10 protein-coding genes are annotated in these 18,135 nt (G+C 47.3%); 9 read left to right on the top strand and 1 reads right to left on the bottom strand.

Translation table 11 applies throughout. From position 1 onward, the window contains the following. Positions 1 to 88: 88 nt before the first annotated feature. The 8 genes from glgB (at position 89) to KO531_RS00715 (ending at position 16,359) form a co-directional block, all read left to right on the top strand. Positions 89 to 2,320: a 1,4-alpha-glucan branching protein GlgB gene (gene glgB, locus KO531_RS00680; protein WP_219250121.1), complete on the top strand. Its 2,232-nt coding sequence runs from the start codon at positions 89 to 91 to the stop codon at positions 2,318 to 2,320. Between the two features lies 1 nt (position 2,321). Then, the gene (glgX, locus tag KO531_RS00685; RefSeq protein ID WP_219250122.1) at positions 2,322 to 4,538 is read left to right on the top strand and encodes a glycogen debranching protein GlgX; all 2,217 of its coding nucleotides are present in this window, start codon (positions 2,322 to 2,324) and stop codon (positions 4,536 to 4,538) included. Further along, on the top strand, positions 4,531 to 7,065 hold the full coding sequence (locus KO531_RS00690; protein ID WP_219250123.1) for a glycogen/starch/alpha-glucan phosphorylase: 2,535 nt from the start codon (positions 4,531 to 4,533) through the stop codon (positions 7,063 to 7,065). The genes glgX and KO531_RS00690 overlap by 8 nt, the downstream gene beginning before the upstream one ends. Positions 7,066 to 7,255: 190 nt before the next feature. Then, positions 7,256 to 8,518, top strand: a complete 1,263-nt coding sequence (glgC, locus tag KO531_RS00695; RefSeq protein WP_006085131.1) for a glucose-1-phosphate adenylyltransferase — start codon at positions 7,256 to 7,258, stop codon at positions 8,516 to 8,518. Positions 8,519 to 8,638: 120 nt separating this feature from the next. Beyond that, positions 8,639 to 10,258 (top strand): glycogen/starch synthase, encoded by a 1,620-nt coding sequence (locus KO531_RS00700; RefSeq protein ID WP_219250124.1) that lies wholly within the window; start codon positions 8,639 to 8,641, stop codon positions 10,256 to 10,258. A 128-nt stretch (positions 10,259 to 10,386) separates the two neighbouring features. Beyond that, positions 10,387 to 13,434 carry an EAL domain-containing protein gene (locus KO531_RS00705; protein ID WP_219250125.1) on the top strand — a complete coding sequence of 1,016 codons (3,048 nt, stop codon included), beginning with the start codon at positions 10,387 to 10,389 and terminating at the stop codon, positions 13,432 to 13,434. A gap of 129 nt (positions 13,435 to 13,563) precedes the next feature. After that, positions 13,564 to 14,982, top strand: a complete 1,419-nt coding sequence (locus KO531_RS00710) for a DEAD/DEAH box helicase (RefSeq protein ID WP_131522993.1) — start codon at positions 13,564 to 13,566, stop codon at positions 14,980 to 14,982. 270 nt (positions 14,983 to 15,252) lie between these two features. Beyond that, positions 15,253 to 16,359 carry a GTP-binding protein gene (locus tag KO531_RS00715; RefSeq protein ID WP_219250126.1) on the top strand — a complete coding sequence of 369 codons (1,107 nt, stop codon included), beginning with the start codon at positions 15,253 to 15,255 and terminating at the stop codon, positions 16,357 to 16,359. 79 nt (positions 16,360 to 16,438) lie between these two features. On the opposite strand, the gene KO531_RS00720 is transcribed toward KO531_RS00715, so the two are convergent. Continuing rightward, a complete protein-coding gene (locus KO531_RS00720; protein WP_212600345.1) occupies positions 16,439 to 17,200 on the bottom strand; it encodes a transporter substrate-binding domain-containing protein in 762 nt (253 codons plus the stop codon). A 388-nt stretch (positions 17,201 to 17,588) separates the two neighbouring features. On the opposite strand from KO531_RS00720, the gene KO531_RS00725 reads away from it, so the two are divergent. Further along, a complete protein-coding gene (locus tag KO531_RS00725; RefSeq protein ID WP_219250127.1) occupies positions 17,589 to 18,113 on the top strand; it encodes a DUF3087 domain-containing protein in 525 nt (174 codons plus the stop codon). Positions 18,114 to 18,135 lie beyond the last annotated feature (22 nt).

The following is an 18,135-nucleotide window of genomic DNA, read 5'->3' on the forward strand; positions in this document are numbered from 1 at the left end:
CCATCCCTAAAGATTAGATTATTAGGGGGTGTTATGTGGGTAAAGAGTGCCAATTTGCAAGTTTAATTGACTGATAAACGGAAGAAAAATGATGACTCAAGCCAATGCCTATTTCTACGATGGTGCCGACGTCGCCTTACTTAATGGTCAATACACTGATGTTTTTTCGCTCTTAGGTATGCACAGTGCCAACGAGGGTAAGGCATTAATTGTTCGTTGTTTTTTTCGCAATGCCCTCAATGTGGATGTGATCAGCATTAAAGATGGCCGCAAAGTGGCGAGTCTGGACAAAGTCAACGAGCAGGGACTGTTCGCCGGCACTCTGGGACGACGCGTCAAGCCGTTTCTCTACTTGCTACGGGTGGAATATCCCCTGTGTCAGTTAGATATAGTCGACCCTTATCAGTTTGATTCACTGCTCAATAGTGACGATATTTACCTGTTTGGTGAAGGCAGCGCCGAGCGAGCCTATGAATTTTTAGGTGCCAACTGGCGTCAAACCCAAGGCGTTGAAGGTGTGCATTTTTGTGTGTGGGCACCCAATGCTAAGCGGGTTTCTGTGGTGGGAGATTTTAACCATTGGGACGATACTCGCCATGTGATGCGCCAACATATTGCCAATGGTTTATGGGAGCTATTTTTACCCAATGTGGCTGAAGGTGCACACTATAAGTTTGATTTGGTTTATCAAAATGGTGAGCGCCATACTAAATCCGATCCCATGGCAACCCAAATGGAATGCGCGCCCCACAATGCTTCTATCGTGCCCAAAAAAGCCCACCATAGCTGGAATGATACCGCTTGGATGAGTAAGCGAGCGGCGACTGCTTGGCATAAAGCGCCCATGTCGGCCTACGAAGTGCACTTAGGTTCGTGGCGTCGTAAGGGAGAGCAAGGCGAGCAATATCTTGATTATCAAGACTTGATTGAACAGCTTATTCCCTATGTGAAGGAGCAAGGCTTTACCCACATCGAACTGATGCCGATCAGCGAGTTTCCCTTTGATGGTTCGTGGGGATATCAGCCTGTGGGTCTCTATGCGCCGACCCACAGATTTGGCGATGCCAATGGGTTAAAGGCCTTTGTGGATGCCTGCCATCAGGCGGGGATTGGTATTATCCTCGATTGGGTGTCGGCGCATTTCCCTAAGGATCCCCACGGCTTAGTGCGTTTCGATGGCACATGTCTGTATGAGCATGAAGATCCTCGCAAGGGTACACATCCCGATTGGGATACCCTAATTTATAACTATGATCGCGGTGAAGTGCGCAGCTTCTTGTTGAGTAATGCCTGTTACTGGCTGCGGGAGTTCCACTTTGATGGCCTGCGTCTCGATGCCGTGTCTTCTATGTTGTATCTCGATTACAGCCGCGAGCCGGGCCAATGGCTGCCTAATGCCTATGGTGGACGGGAGAATCTCGAGGCCATCAGTTTCTTACAAATTTTGAATCAACGCTTGTACCAAGCTTTCCCCGGCATTTGCATGATTGCCGAAGAGTCCACCGCTTTTGCGGGGGTGACTAAGCCGACGGATCAGCAAGGTCTCGGCTTTGGTTTTAAGTGGAATATGGGCTGGATGAACGACAGCTTAAGCTACTTAGGCCGTGACCCGCTTTACCGCCAGTTCCATCATCATCAATTGACCTTCAGTTTAATGTACGCCTATACCGAGCAATTTATGTTGTCCGTGAGTCACGATGAAGTGGTCCACGGTAAGGGTTCGTTGCTGCATAAAATTCCCGGTGACGATTGGCAGAAATTTGCAACTCTGCGTGCCTATTACGGTTTTATGTGGGGGCATCCAGGTAAGAAATTACTCTTTATGGGCTGCGAGTTTGGTCAGCGAAATGAGTGGAACCATAACCAGAGTTTAGATTGGCACTTATTGGCCTATGAACCGCACCAAGGCGTCCAGCGTTGGCTTAAAGATCTCAATCACTTATATCAAAAAATGCCAGCCTTATCGGTTCAGGATTACGAGGGCGCAGGATTTCGTTGGCTAGATTGTGAGAATAGCCGCGACAGCATCTTTACCTTTGTGCGTTACGGGTTAGTGGGTGATGCGCCGTTAGTGTTTGTCATCAACATGACGCCCCAATTACACACTGGGTTCCGTATTGGTTTGCCTTTGGCGGGGGATTACCGCGAATATCTTAATAGCGATAGCCAGATTTATGGTGGCAGTAATCAAGGTAATGCGAGCACTGTGGTTGCTGAGTCGCTGCCGTGGCAAGGAATGGCGCAGAGCGCGCTGATCACTGTGCCGCCCTTGGGCTGCCTAGTGATAGGGCCTGCAACTGGATTGGCTGAGGCGAACTAGCATGCAAAAGCCTACGGCTGATGATATTAAGCTTAATCCTGACGCTAAAAATCACCCATTTCAAAGCGAAAAATGGGCGTTAGGGGTAGGTGAGCCTTTTCCGCTCGGTGCTAATGTTGAGGGCGATGGCGTCAACTTTGCGTTATTTTCAGCTAACGCCACAGCGGTTGAGTTATGTTTATTTGATGACAATGGCGAGCAAGAAGTCGCGCGTATTGTGTTAACTGAACAAACCCAGCAAATCTGGCATGTGTTTGTGCAAGGGCTTAAGGCGGGGCAACTCTACGGTTATCGCGTTTATGGCTCCTATGAGCCTCAGCTTGGTCACAGATTTAACCCCAATAAATTATTGCTCGACCCCTATGCGCGCCAGCTCGTCGGTGAATATCGCGACCATGAGTCTAACTATGGTTACGAGCTGAACCACATGGATGAAGACTTATCTTTCAGCAAGTTAGATAACGCTGCCTATGTGCCAAAATGCAAGGTCGTGGACATTCGTCCATTAATCGAGATAGCTGCCAAGCAGTCGATTCAGCCCCTTGCGACGAGGTTTCAGCCCAAACCCCTTGAGCGCAGCATCATTTATGAGATGCATGTTAAAGGCTTTACGGCGGCGCATCCTGAGATTGAACCCCATAAACGTGCCACCTTTGCGGGTTTAGCGACTCAGCCAGCTATCGATTATTTGGCCGAACTTGGGGTGACGTGTGTCGAGTTACTTCCTGTACAGGCCTTTTTCACTGAGCCATTTTTGCTCGAGAAAAAGCTCACTAACTATTGGGGTTACAACAGTATCGGCTTTTTTGCCCCTGAGCCGAGTTATCTATCATCCGACGATATTGGTGAGTTTCGGGCCATGGTGGATGCACTTCACGGCGCAGGTATCGAAGTGATCCTCGATGTGGTCTATAACCACAGCGCAGAGGGGAGTCGACTTGGGCCGACCTTTAGTTTTCGTGGCATAGATAATCTCAGTTATTACCGTCTGCATCCGAATGATAAGCGTTTTTATATTAATGATACGGGTTGCGGAAACACCTTAAATATCAATCATCCACGCATGTTACAGCTAGTGCTGGATTCGCTGCGTTATTGGGTAGAAATCATGGGCGTCGATGGGTTTCGCTTCGACTTGGCGGCTTGCTTAGGTCGCGAGGCCTATGGTTTTGATCCCGGCTCAGGTTTCTTCGATGCGCTGTTGCAAGACCCTGTTTTGTGCCGAGTGAAATTAATTGCTGAGCCTTGGGATATCGGCCCCGGTGGTTATCAATTGGGCAATTTTCCCGTGGCTTTTAGTGAATGGAACGACAGATATAGAGACACTATGCGCCGCTTTTGGCGCGGCGATCACAGCATGTTGCCCGAATTTGCTCGGCGTTTTCACGGCTCGGGGGATTTTTTTGAGCACAGTGGCCGTCCACCTGCGACTAGTCTTAATTTTTTAACCAGTCACGACGGTTTTACCCTTAAAGACTTGGTGAGTTATACCCAGCGCCATAACTTGGCAAATGGGGAGGATAACCGCGATGGTCACCAAGAAAACTTCAGCCATCATTATGGGATTGAAGGGGAAACCGAAGATAGCGCAATTTTGGAACTTCGCAGTCGTCAACAACGTAACTTATTGACTACGCTATTTTTATCCCAAGGTGTGCCTATGTTGTTGAGCGGCGATGAGACAGGCCGCACTCAGCAAGGCAACAATAATGCCTATTGCCAAGACAATGAATTGAACTGGTTTGATTGGTCTGCAAAGGGCATGGACACTGATCTGTTGGCCTTTACTCAACAGCTTATTGCCCTGCGGAAACGTTTCCCGCTGTTATGTGCTAAGCGCTTCATTCACGAACAGTTATTGGCCGAGTCCTTAGCCGATATTGGTACTCGATTAGATTGGTTTAGTCGCCAAGGTGAACAAATGACCAAGAGCTTGTGGACCGAATCTATGTGCCGCAGTTTGTCTGTGGTGCTTTCCGGTGATTTAGAAGATCAAGGCAAGCAGCAAGCTTTGCTGTTGATGGTTAATGCCGACGATAATCCTCTCGCTTTTACCCTGCCGACTTTCGAGCACTTGAGTCCGTGGCAATGCCTTATTCATACCCAAACTGAGCCGCTGGATGCTCAGATCTCTGCGACGCGATACTTACTGCAAGATCGTAGTCTCATGCTTTTTCATGCTGATTTTATAGGAAATGAAGGAATTAACTATGAGTGACAAAAGCGAACTGAGCCCCAATACCAGCGAAAAACCAGTAACACTAGCTCAGTCAAAAGCAGCGAGCAAGAAGGCGCCCGCTAAGCGTCAGACTAAGTCTAAAGCCGCTGAGCCCTGTGAACCCTGCGATGCTTTGCCCGCTTCCTTTGAGCGCCATTTACGTTATGGACTCAGCCGTGGCGAAGGCGTGAGCTGCGAATTATTTCAAGCGTTAGCTTACAGCGTGAAAGAACAGATGCTAGATAATTGGCGTCAGACTCGAGTGGATGACAGCCATTTTAAGCGCAAGCAAGTGGCGTATTTATCCCTCGAATTTTTGATGGGCCGAGCACTAGGTAATGCACTACTGAGTTTAGATTTGCAACAAGATAGCCGTGATGCCTTGAGCAACTATGCCGTATCGCTAGAAGAGTTAGAAGAGGCCGAACATGATGCTGGTTTAGGCAACGGCGGCCTAGGTCGATTAGCCGCGTGTTTCCTCGATAGCTGCGCCAGCATGGACTTATCAGTGACAGGCTATGGCATACGTTACGAATATGGCATGTTCGCCCAGAAGATAGTCGACGGTTACCAAGTTGAACGCCCTGACCGTTGGTTGCGCGAAGGTAATCCGTGGGAAGTGCGTGTCCCTACCCACAACGTAATAGTGCCATTTTTTGGTCATACCGAATCCTATGTCGATAAACAAGGCCGTAGGCACATTATTTGGGTTGAAACCCAAGATGTGCTCGCCGTCGCCTATGACATGCCAGTTCCCGGTTATCGCAATGGGCGGGTAAATACCCTGAGATTGTGGAAGGCTGAAGCCACCGATGATTTTGATTTAGCTGAGTTTAACCAAGGCGACTACACGGAAGCGGTGGCCCGTAAAAACTTGGCCGAGCAGATCACTATGGTGCTCTATCCAAATGATGCGAGCGAGAACGGCAAAGAGCTGCGATTACGTCAGCAATACTTTTTATCCTCCGCTAGCTTGCAGGATTTACTCAAACGTTGGGTGAGTCGTCATGGTCATGATTTTACGCAGTTTGCCGCTAAAAATGTCATGCAGTTGAATGACACTCACCCTAGCATTGCCGTGCCTGAGTTGATGCGGTTATTGATCGATGAATACGGTTTGGAATGGGACAGTGCATGGGCGATTACCAGCCAGACCATGGCTTACACTAACCATACCCTGTTGCCTGAAGCACTAGAGCGTTGGCCCGTGCGTATGATGGCGCAAATGTTGCCACGCATCTTAGAAATCATTTATGAAATCAACGCCCGTTACTTAGATATAGTCGCCCACCATTGGCCTGGAAATAGTGAGAAATTGGCGAGTATGTCAATTATTCAAGATGGCCCACATCCCCATGTACGTATGGCGTATTTGGCGATTGTGGCGAGTTTCTCGGTCAACGGTGTCGCGGGTTTACACACGCAACTACTCAAATCTGGGTTGTTTAAGGATTTCTATGAGTTGTGGCCGCATAAGTTTAATAACCGTACCAATGGTGTAACGCCAAGGCGTTGGCTTGCCCATTGTAACCCTGCCTTAGCTAAGTTACTGACTGCCCATTTAGGTCAAGAATGGGTGACAGACTTAAGCCAGTTAACGGCGCTCAATGCCCTCACACAGGACAATGCGTTTATCCAAAAATGGCGTGATGTGAAGCAAGCCAACAAGGCTTTGTTGGCTAAGATGATTGTTAAGGAATGTGGGGTTGAGTTCGATCCGGTTATGCTGTTTGACGTGCAAGTGAAGCGTATTCACGAATATAAACGTCAGTTACTCAATATCTTGCATGTGATTCATCTCTATCATCAGATCCAGCAAGGCCACACCGAAAACATGGTGCCACGTTGTGTATTGATCGGCGGTAAAGCGGCGCCCGGTTACTTTATGGCTAAGTTGATCATCAAGCTCGCCAGCAATGTTGCTCATATGGTCAATTCCGATCCTATGGTGACGCCTTACCTACGCTTTGCTTTCTTACCAAACTACAACGTCAGCGCCATGGAAAAAATCTGTCCGGGGACTGACTTGTCCGAGCAAATTTCAACCGCGGGCAAAGAGGCATCGGGCACGGGCAATATGAAGTTCATGATGAACGGCGCCCTGACCATCGGCACTATGGATGGCGCCAATATCGAGATGTTAGAGGAAGTGGGCTCTGAGAACTTCTTCCTGTTTGGACTCAATGCGGAGCAGGTCTCGCAGGTACGTAGTCACTATCATCCACGCAGCATTATTGACGATTCACCGGCGTTATCTGAGGTGATGAAGTTACTCAAAAGTGGTCACTTCAATCTGCTGGAGCCGGGGATTTTCGATCCCATTATTGCCGCCATCGAAAGTAGCGACGATCAATGGATGACGGCCGCCGACTTTGACAGTTACCGAGTCGTGCAAGAAGCCGTGGCGCGGGCCTATAAAGATCCGCAGGTGTGGACGCAGATGAGTATTCGCAATACCGCCGCCAGTGGACGTTTTTCGAGTGATGTGACGATCGCGGGTTATCGCGATGAAATTTGGAAACTGTAAGGGCTGTGCTCTGGGTTATAAGTCTTGTTATAGCGGATGAGTATAAGCGTTAAGTGTTTGAAAGGAATGCAGCAATCAATGGAAGGAATGGGGAATGCAAGTGAGAAATACTCAGGGGAGTACGGCAGTGTCTGCCGTATCGATAAGCCATTTATGGGCAATCAGTTTGCCGATTTCGGAGTAAGAGCCTATGTCTAATGTTCGTTATATCAGTAATTTAACTCGTGAAACCTATGCGTTGATTTTAGCTGGTGGGCGCGGGTCTCGCTTGCATGAACTCACGGATTGGCGTGCTAAACCTGCACTGTATTTCGGTGGTAAGTTTCGTATTATCGATTTCCCGCTGTCTAACTGCATCAACTCAGGTATTCGCCGCGTGGGTGTGGTCACACAGTACAAGTCGCATTCCTTGATCCGCCATGTGATGCGCGGTTGGGGCCATTTTAAGAAGGAACTCGGCGAGTCGGTGGAGATTTTACCCGCTTCACAACGCTATTCGGAAAACTGGTACCAAGGCACGGCCGATGCGGTATTTCAAAATATCGATATCATTCGCCACGAGCTGCCTAAATACGTGATGGTATTGTCTGGCGATCACGTGTATCGCATGGATTATGCTGGGTTATTAGCCGCCCATGCCGAGTCGGGTGCAGATATGACAGTCTCTTGCCTTGAAGTGCCGATTGCCGAAGCTGCGGGTTCGTTTGGGGTGATGGAAGTCGATGAAGAGATGCGCATTTTAGGCTTTGAAGAAAAGCCGCTGCAACCTAAGCATTCTCCGGGTAATCCTGAAATGTGTTTAGCATCTATGGGCAACTATGTGTTTAACACAGAGTTTTTGTTTGACCAGCTCAAGAAAGATGCCTTAAACGAAAGCTCAGATCGCGATTTTGGTAAGGATATTATTCCTGCGATCATCGAAAAACATAATGTGTTCGCCTATCCCTTTAAGAGCGCTTTCCCGAACGAGCAAGCCTATTGGCGCGATGTGGGTACGCTAGACTCTTTCTGGCAAGCGAATATGGAACTGTTATCGCCCACGCCAGCACTGAATTTGTACGATGCGAAATGGCCAATTTGGACTTTCCAAGAACAATTACCACCCGCTAAATTTGTGTTTGATGACGATGATAGACGCGGTATGGCGTTGGACTCGATTGTTTCGGGCGGTTGTATTATTTCGGGGGCGACAGTGCGCCGTAGTGTATTGTTTAACGAAGTGCGCGTTTGTTCTTATTCGTTAGTTGAAGATTCAGTAGTGCTACCCGATGTAGTCGTGCTGCGCCATTGCAAAATCAAGAATGCGATACTTGACCGTGGCTGCATTATTCCCGAAGGCATGGTGATAGGTTATAACCATGATCACGATAGAGCTAAAGGCTTTAGGGTGTCCGAAAAAGGCGTGACTTTAGTGACCCGTGACATGCTAGGTTTGCCTGTAGGCTATGAATAGTGCTTTGATCATTAAAGTAAATTGATCATTAAAGTAAATTGATCATTAAAGTAAAAATGGCTTAGGTATAGGCAGCTGAATAAAAGCTGCACAGTTGAAGTAGCGGGAGTATCCAATTAATTGAAACAACGCATTTTGATGGTCGCGGCTGAAAACGGTGCCCTTGCGGGCGCCAAGGTTGGCGGTATGGCGGATGTCATCCGTGATTTACCCGCCGCTTTGGCGGGTGTTGATTTGTGCGCCGATGTGATCATGCCAAGCTATGGCTTTTTAACTGCGGTAGCGAATCACCCCCAAGATCTGGGTGAGTTAACTGTGGCCTTTGGTGGTCGCTTGGAGCGAGTGCATTTGTTTTCCATGCCCCATCCCCATGTGCCAGAGGCGATGATTTATCTGCTCGAACATGCATTATGGCAATCCGTACCTGGGCAGATTTATAGCCAAGGCAGTGCCGAGCGTCCTTTCGCCGACGATGCGACTAAGTTTGCTTTCCTTTGCGCGAGCGTCGCGACAGCATTAGTTACTGGTAGAGTGCCTATGCCGACTGTGCTGCATTTACATGACTGGCATGCGGGCTGCTTAGCCATGTTAAGAGCATTCGTGCCTGAGTTCAGTGTTCTCAAAGAAATTGAGTGTGTGTTCTCTATCCACAATCTTGCACTGCAGGGGATACGTCCCTTAAGCCAAGACTCATCCTCCTTTGCGGCTTGGTTTCCCGAGCTGTTTGCCACTTTGACGCTGGGGCAAAAACAGTTAATTACTGATCCCCGTTATCCCTACTGTGTTAACCCTATGCGCATGGGCATAGTGCTGAGCGACAAAGTGCATTTAGTCTCACCCAGTTATGCCAAGGAAGTGTTGCAGCCCTCCAGACCCGAAGCGGGATTTTTTGGTGGTGAAGGATTAGAGCAAGACTTACAGGCCAAGGCCAATGATGAAAAAGTGGTGGGGATTTTAAATGGCTGTGTATATTCGTCAGTATCGGATTTACCCGCTAAGCCACCTGCGCGTATTCAAGTACCCGAGTTCAAGCAATTGCTCAGTGCGATTGAAACTGCGTTAGTGCAATGGCAGGGGCATCAAACGCAAGTGAGTGGCGTGGACATGATTGCTTTTGCCCGCACCCAAGCCTATTGGCGTCAAGCAATGGCGGAGCAAGTACCGAGTCTGTTATTGACTTCGGTGGGCCGTTTGACCGATCAAAAAGTATTATTGCTGCGCCATCAATTGCCCTCGGGTTTATCTGTGCTTGAAACCTTACTTAAAGCATTGAAGCAGACAAAACCGACGGCGCTGCTGATTTTACTCGGCAGTGGCGATGCATCTATTGCTAAGTCCTTCCAAGTGTTAGGGGCTAAATACGATAACCTATTATTTTTGCAAGGATACAACGAGGCGTTATCCGAAGCACTGTATCAGCATGGCGATCTATTTTTGATGCCAAGCTCCTTTGAGCCCTGTGGCATCAGTCAAATGTTGGCCATGCGCGCGGGACAGCCATGCTTAGTGCATAGTGTAGGCGGTTTAAAGGATACCGTTGAGGATGGCGTTAATGGTTTTGCTTTTAACGGCAATAGCTTAAATGAGCAGGCCGAAGCGTTTCTGCAAAGGTTGGTGCAAGCCATTGCTTGTTTCGAGGGGAAAACATGGCCACATGTGCGTGCTGCGGCCATGGCACAGCGTTTTGACTGGCATTCTATTGCAGAGCAATATCGTCAACAACTCTATTGCAAAATGTAATGTGGTAAGTCCAAAGTGTGATGCGGCAAAGGGAATTAACGCATGATTTCTAAGTGATTCTGCTACACTTGTGGGGGAATGTTAAAATGGTATCAAGCCCCCTCATTTTTGGAGTCGCTCTCTGAGTTATGGATAAAGGTATTCTCTTTCCGTTAGTACAAAATGCGGCTTTATTGCTGGCGTTGGTCTTTTTGTACGACGTGATTCCTAAAAAGCATCAGCGGCAGTATTTTTTACTGTGGCGCATCATTATTGGGATGCTCATCGGTGGTATTGGTATCACTATTATGAGTACGCCTTGGGTATATTTGCCTGGCGTTTTCTTTGATACCCGTTCGGTTATTCTCTGTATTTCTGGTCTATTTTTCGGTGGTTTACCGACCTTAGTGGCTGTCGTGATGACGGCGCTGTATCGCATCAGTATCGGTGGCGCTGGTATATGGATTGGCGTCGGCGTGATAGTGTCATCCGGTTTAATCGGGGTGATCTGGCGTCAATATCGTAAGTCTCTGTTAGCCAATATTTCAGGTGGAGAAATTTTTCTCTTTGCCTATACCGTTCATATCGTGATGTTGTTGTGGTTCTTATTTCTACCCGATGGCATAGCAATGCCATTACTCGCCAAAGTGACCCTCCCAGTATTGACCATTTTCCCGATTGCGACTTGGCTATTGAGCCGCTTGTTATCGCGACGTTTTGAATTAGAGCGTGATGAACAAATTCGTCTACAGGATGATTTTCTTTTTAGGAGCCAATTCAACGCGGGCAATATTGGTATTGCAATAACGGGGATAGATCAAAAGTGGATAAAGGTGAATCCACGGTTATGTCAAATGCTCAAATATTCAGAAGCTGAATTGCTACGGATGACGTGGGCACAAATTACTCATCCCGATGATTTAGAAGCGGATGCCCTGAAATTTGAGCTTATGCTGCGGGGGGATATCGATAATTACGAGATGGATAAACGTTTTATCGTTAAAGACGGCAGCGTGGTTTACACCCATATGACAGTCGCCTGTAAGCGTGGTGGTAATAATGCCGTGTTGCTTGTTATTGCTGGATATTTAGATATCACCTCACAGGCCATTGCTGACCAAGAGGTACTTGCTAGTCGTGAGCAACTCGAACTGGTGCTGAGCAGTAGCGATCTTGGGGTGTGGGATTGGGATATTCGCAATGATCGTATCGAACGTAACGCCCGCAGCGCCGATATTATTGGCTGCGATGTTGATATGCTCAACGCTAATAGTCGCCAATGGATGGATGCGATAGTCGCCGAAGACAGGCCTAAAGTGCTGCATTCGATTGAGGCCCATATTCGTGGCGAAACGGCGCAACATAAGATGGAGTACCGCTTAAATACCGTAAACCGTAAGGTGCGGTGGATCCTTGATACAGGTAAAGTCGTGAGCAGAGATGCAAACAACAATGCTCTGCGTATGTGTGGAACCTATACCGATATTACCGACGCAAAACTTATCGAAGAATCCTTAAAGTTGTCGGCACTGGTTTACGATAACAGCTCTGAAGCCATGAGTGTCCTCGATGAAAAGGGTGTGATTATTACCGTCAATGCCGCCTTTAGTGTGATGACGGGTTATCGTGAATTTGAAGTGCGGGACCAACATATTCGGCTGCTTTATTGTGACCTCAATGGCCGTGATTTTTACAACAAAATGAATAATGATATCCGCGAGAAAGGTCAATGGCAGGGGGAAATGTGGCAGCGGCGCAAAAATGGCGAAGAATATGTCATCTGGTTAACTATCAATACGATTAATGATAAAGAAGGCCATCCCTATCGACGTGTTGCCCTGTTCTCAGACATTACCGATAAGAAGCAAAATGAGCATCTGATTTGGAAACAAGCTAACTACGATACGCTGACGGGGTTGCCTAATCGGCGCATGTTGTTGGAGTATTTAAGCAGTGAAGTGAAAAATGCCGACCGCAATCGCAACCACTTTGCCTTATTGTTCTTGGACTTAGATTTCTTTAAAGAAGTGAATGACACCTTAGGCCATGCCATGGGCGATTTACTGTTGATAGAAACCGCGAGTCGATTGAAATCCTGTGTGCGTGATGCCGACGTCGTGGCGCGTCTTGGCGGCGATGAATTTACTGTGGTGTTAAGTTCGATGGAAGACCATAAGGGGATTGAGCGCGTCGCTGAGAATATTTTGCGACGAATTGCCGAACCCTATGTGTTAGGGGAAGAAACCGCTTATATCAGCGTCAGTATTGGGATTACTTTGTATCCCGATGACTCTACCAGTATTGAAGGGCTTCTCAAGCATGCGGATCAGGCTATGTATGCGGCGAAAGATCAAGGGCGTAATCGCTTCAACTATTTCACCCCGTCGATGCAGGAATACGCTAAATATCGCATGCGCTTGATCCAAGACTTACGTCAAGCGGTCGTGAATAAAGAATTTGAACTGCATTATCAGCCGATTGTAGCCTTAGCAACGGGTGAAGTGACCAAGGCTGAAGCCTTGATCCGCTGGCATCATGCAGAGCGTGGTGCTGTGTCGCCTGCTGAGTTTATTCCTGTGGCGGAGGATACTGGCTTGATTGTTGAAATCGGCAATTGGGTGTTCGAGCAAGCCGCTCGCCAGAGTGCGGCGTGGCGTCATGAATTAGGGGTTGAAATCCAAATCAGCGTCAATAAATCCCCAATCCAATTTCGTGATGAAGGCACGCTGCTCAATGATTGGTTGAAGTTATTGCAAGATCTTAATATCACAGGCGCGGGCGTGTGCGTTGAAATTACCGAAGGCTTGTTATTGGATGCCAGTATGGGTGTAACCGAAAAACTACTGGCCTACCGCGATGCGGGTGTGCAAGTGTCGCTGGACGATTTTGGTACTGGCTATTCGTCACTCGCCTATCTGAAAAAGTTTGACATTGATTATCTTAAAATTGATCAATCTTTTACCCGCCATATCGATACCGATTCAAACGATCAAATTCTCTGCGAGGCGATTATCGTGATGGCCCACAAGTTGGGAATGAAGGTGATTGCCGAAGGTGTCGAAACCGATGCGCAGCGGCTAGTCTTGTTGGCTGCAGGTTGTGACTACGGCCAAGGTTACTTGTTCTCAAGACCTGTGCCTGCGGGTGAATTTAGCCAAAAATACTTACAGGATCCGCTTTTAGTCTCCCATGTCTGAGGAGATATTAACTTAGTGGCGATAATTGCCTATAAAAACGCCGCGGATTTTGCTAGACTCCGCGGCCCCGCGTTGGGGCATTGAGTATCACCTCGCATCAAAGTTTTACTACTTAGCTAAAGAGTCCCTATGAAATTTGAAACACTCGGTTTATCTTCTCCTATTTTGAATGCGATAACTGAGTGTGGCTATCAGCAACTCACTCAAGTGCAAGAGAAAGTGATCCCGCTTGCCTTTGAAGGCAAAGACATTATGGCCTGCGCCCAAACGGGGACAGGTAAGACGGCTTCCTTTGCTCTGCCTGTACTTGAAAAGTTGGCGGCTGAGTCTTTAACAAGCGATAGCAATGATAAACCGATTTTACGCGCGTTGGTGATGACGCCAACCCGCGAACTTGCGATTCAAGTCTGCGAAAATATCCAAAAATACAGCCAGTTCCTACCACTGAAAACCTTAGCGGTTTACGGTGGCGCCAACATGAATCCCCAGCGTAAAGGGGTAGAGCAGGGCGTTGATATTTTGGTGGCAACTCCTGGTCGTTTATTCGACATTATTGGCCAATTCCAGTTAGATTTGTCGAGCGTTACCACATTAGTGATCGACGAAGCCGACCGTATGTTAGACATGGGTTTTGTGCGCGACATTGAAAAAGTGAAACGCTTAATTGCGCCGCAGCATCAAACCATGTTGTTTTCAGCCACATATAGCGATGCAGTCAAACAACTCGCCGAGAAAATGCTGAATGAACCTCAGTGGGTCAATGTTGCTGACACGACTACCGCATCCACAGTTGTGCAGGAAGTCTATCGCGTTGATAAACGTCGCAAAGCCGAGCTGTTGTCTGAATTGGTTGGCCGCAACAATTGGCGCCAAGTGCTGGTGTTTGCCAGCACGAAAGAAAGCGCCGAGCATTTATTACAAGAATTAAAGCTGGATGGCATAGCCGCTGGTGTATTCCACGGCGATAAAACACAAGGCGCCCGTAATCGGGTGTTGGAAGAGTTTAAAGCTGGTAAATTGCGGGTGCTGGTGGCGACCGATGTGGCCGCTCGTGGTTTAGACATTCATGCCTTGCCTATGGTGATCAACCTTGAATTACCTTTCCTCGCCGAAGACTATATCCATCGTATTGGTCGTACTGGCCGAGCTGGATTAACCGGCCGCGCGATTTCGTTCGTTTCACCTTCTGACGATGAAATGCTCGCTGAAATTGAAGCCTTGATTGAGCAGAAACTGCCCGTGTCGGTACAACCGGGTTATGAAGAAGGCACGCCTTTGCCTGCCCGTTACCGTGATGCGCCCGCAGCACCGATTAAGCCGATTGGAAAGTGGAGCCATAAGGCGCCGCAGGATCGTACTATTGGCCAGTCTCGTCAGGGTAAGTACGCGAAAGGTAAAGCGCAGGATAGCAAAACCAGTGCCGATAAATCCTCTAGCCGTGCTAAGCCAGCTTCTGGCTCAGGTAAGCCGTTTAATGCAACTAAACCTAAGTCGAATTTGGTGAGCAATAAGTCAGGTTTTGGCTCTCGCACCAATAAGTCAAAATAGGCTAAGTCAAAATAGGCTAAGTCAAAATAAGTTAAGTCAAAATAAGCTAAGCCCAACAATCAAGGCTAATAAGTGCAAAGTGCCTATTAGTTTAGCCGTCTAACGGTTGCCTAGTTTGTTGATTTGACTGTTGAATAGTCAGTTGCATATTTTGCTACATAGCCTGTCGCTATTCTAAAAGCGCATCCTCACCGATGCGCTTTTTGTTGAGCTTCAAAGCCAATACTTCTACACTCGAGCGCCAAGCTTTCTATTCGAGCGAGTTTCCTTATGATTATCAAAGCGATTCCCACCAATATCATTACAGGTTTTTTAGGTGTAGGTAAAACCTCTCTGATTAAGCAATTGCTGGCGACTAAACCCGCGGATGAAATTTGGGCAGTACTGGTCAATGAATTTGGTGAGGTCGGCATTGATGCGGGGTTACTGAACTCCTCCGATAACGGCATACAAATTCGTGAGGTTGCGGGTGGCTGTATGTGCTGCGCCGCGGGCGTACCGACACAAGTGGCCATCAATCAGTTGATTGCGAAAGCGAAACCTGACCGCTTATTGATTGAACCGACTGGGCTTGGGCATCCTAATGAAATCATTAAAGTACTGAGTGCGCCCCATTATCAGAATGTGATTTCACTGCGTAGCACCCTATGTTTGGTCGACGCGCGTAAGATCCACGATCCTCGCTATCGCGAACATGCAAATTTTATTCAACAGTTGCAAGTGGCCGATGTGATCATCGCAACTAAGTCTGACTTGTATGATGCTGAAAATACTAAGTTACTCTATGAATTGCAGACTTATTTAAGCCATATTGAACGTACTGATATTCCTGTAGTGAGCCACTCTAATCAACAGCCTTTACCTAGCGCTTTGCTGGACTATCTTAACCAACCAAGGCGCGTGTCACTCAATATAAATGGGCATGCTAGCGCGGGCCTAAAGCTGGGCAGCCTACCGACGACGGCCCCAAGCTTGTTTCGTGCTGGTGGTTCTCGCTTGAGTGAGTTGAGCCTCTTTGCCGAAGGTGCAATCGAAGCCGCACTTGATTTTGATGATCGCGGTATAGTGCGAAAGCAGAATCAAGGTGAAGGTTGTTTTAGCTGCGGCTGGGTGTTTGAACCGAGTCAAGAATTTGATTTTGATAAATTAATGGATTTTATTCAGCGGCAAGCTCAGTCATCCAACGTTGGGCAAGTGTTGCTTAGATTAAAGGCCGTGATGATCACTACTGATGGAATTGCAGGATTTAACTGGATTGACCATGAGTTTACTGTAGTTGAACTCGATGACACCTTAGATTCCAGACTAGAAATGATTACCATGGACGACGTCAATTGGAACGAGATTGAGCTGCAGTTGATTGCTTGTCTTAGCTAACAGAGTTCCCCATCACTCTTTATTACAGGTGTGAGCATAGGTAAGAGGGGGCAGATTTGGTGGGAATAGTAAGGCCGGCTCAGTAAGGCAAGGTTACGCGGTATTTTTGGCCGAGTGTCGTGAGTGTGCCATTTTGGATCATCTCCTCGAAGAAGCTGTCAAAACGAGTTCTTAGCGGATCAAATTTAGCTTGTTTCGGAAAAGCCATAAAGCCGTCTCGGACATCGATTATCGGCATGATTGGCGTAATTGCTTTAGGGATTTTGATTTGGGCGAGCACTGCATTGGTATTGCGACTATTGGTGGCGAGTAAATCTAAATCACCCCGCGAAAGCCGTTCTATGCCACTTTTAATATCGACAAATTCATTGATATTTAATGATTTAGTTTGTTCAGTAAACCGTGTGCCATAACTCCAGCCCTGCATTTTTCCAATCCGTTGCGTTTTAATACTGGCATAGTCGCCATTCCACACTATTTCATTGTCTGCCCGAGCATAAAACACCATATCATCGCGGTAAAATGCCTTCGCCGCAAAAACCAAGTTGGTATTACGCTCTGGGGTATCGTAGGGACCAATAAGAATATCCGCTTGGCCACGTTCAACCATAGAGATAGCGCGGCGCCATGGGGTAATTTGATAGTGAATGTTCACACTTTGCTGCTGGGCGAAGCGATTCAAAATATCGACACCTAAGCCTGTATATTCGCCATTGGCTTGTAGTTCAAAAATTTGGCTGAAACTCGAACCCACTGCGAGCAGGTCTTTGGCCTGTGCAGTCAAGCAAAGGCTGCTGAGCGCCAAAAGGACGACCTGTGCAAAGCCTTTGCTGAGTATCATGGTATTCCTTGTGTGGTTTGAATGCGGGAGGTTAGAACACTGTCTCTCGTAAAAGCGGCGATATCGTTATGCAATTCACTAGGGTTAAGGTTAGCAAATTTTACTCAGATTTGATTGCACGTTAACATTTTAATGTTTTGAAATAAATGGAAGATTAATCGTAAGGGCATTAAGCCGTTGATCTTCAATCGATACATCATCCTATCCCTCAGCCTGCTTAGTTACGCTTAAAGGTTTCAGTTTGTATCGCTCGCGGATAAGGGGGAGAAATGTATTTTCGTTATGCGTTTAAATCAGTTAAGGCCGAATAAAGGGGATTGCGGTATGCTCTGCCATTGATTGATTGATTTATACGCCAATGCTGGGCGGTTTATTTGAGCGGGATGTTATGAAGCTGCAGGAAATAGATAAAACCTTGTATCGTAAAAATATGAATTTATTCATTGTGATTCTAGTTGTTAGCTTAGTCGTGTTATCGCTGATTTTTGGTACTGGACTCATTGCGCTGTTTGGGGCGACGCCTGTGCCAGGTGAGCCTACAGGTAATTTCCATTTGAATCTCTTAGGCGTGATTTTCAGTCTGGGTCTGTGTAGCGCAGTGATTTACAACTTGAAGGATAAATCCTTCTTCAGCGAAATTTATTATGTGTGGCAATTAAAGCAACTCCATAATCGTATCTATCGCAAGTTGATAAAGATTAAAGCCGCTGCGGCGCAAAATGATGTGAATGCTTTGATTATATTGCTGTTTTATTACACTAGTTTAAGGCAAGTGTATGAGCTCGATGACAATACGCTGACCTTGCCGGCGCTGACTCAAGATCTCAATCGTTTGAATGCACAAATCGAGAGCTTAGGCCTATTGCTGTCGCCCGAACAATTTACGCCTGAGTTGCTAACAAGATCTTTCTGATACTGACGAGGCAAGATGAGGA

It is taken from the genome of Shewanella sp. NKUCC06_TVS (assembly GCF_019345515.1).
GTDB classification, from domain to species: domain Bacteria; phylum Pseudomonadota; class Gammaproteobacteria; order Enterobacterales; family Shewanellaceae; genus Shewanella; species Shewanella oncorhynchi.

What these genes read in the sequence shown, in the direction of transcription:
- glgB (WP_219250121.1), top strand. Translation starts at nt 89, where the DNA reads ATGATGACTCAAGCCAATGCCTATTTCTACGATGGTGCCGACGTCGCC.
- KO531_RS00725 (WP_219250127.1), top strand. Translation starts at nt 17,589, where the DNA reads ATGAAGCTGCAGGAAATAGATAAAACCTTGTATCGTAAAAATATGAAT.
- glgC (WP_006085131.1), top strand. Translation starts at nt 7,256, where the DNA reads ATGTCTAATGTTCGTTATATCAGTAATTTAACTCGTGAAACCTATGCG.
- KO531_RS00690 (WP_219250123.1), top strand. Translation starts at nt 4,531, where the DNA reads ATGAGTGACAAAAGCGAACTGAGCCCCAATACCAGCGAAAAACCAGTA.
- KO531_RS00710 (WP_131522993.1), top strand. Translation starts at nt 13,564, where the DNA reads ATGAAATTTGAAACACTCGGTTTATCTTCTCCTATTTTGAATGCGATA.
- KO531_RS00705 (WP_219250125.1), top strand. Translation starts at nt 10,387, where the DNA reads ATGGATAAAGGTATTCTCTTTCCGTTAGTACAAAATGCGGCTTTATTG.
- glgX (WP_219250122.1), top strand. Translation starts at nt 2,322, where the DNA reads ATGCAAAAGCCTACGGCTGATGATATTAAGCTTAATCCTGACGCTAAA.
- KO531_RS00720 (WP_212600345.1), bottom strand. Translation starts at nt 17,200, where the DNA reads ATGATACTCAGCAAAGGCTTTGCACAGGTCGTCCTTTTGGCGCTCAGC.
- KO531_RS00715 (WP_219250126.1), top strand. Translation starts at nt 15,253, where the DNA reads ATGATTATCAAAGCGATTCCCACCAATATCATTACAGGTTTTTTAGGT.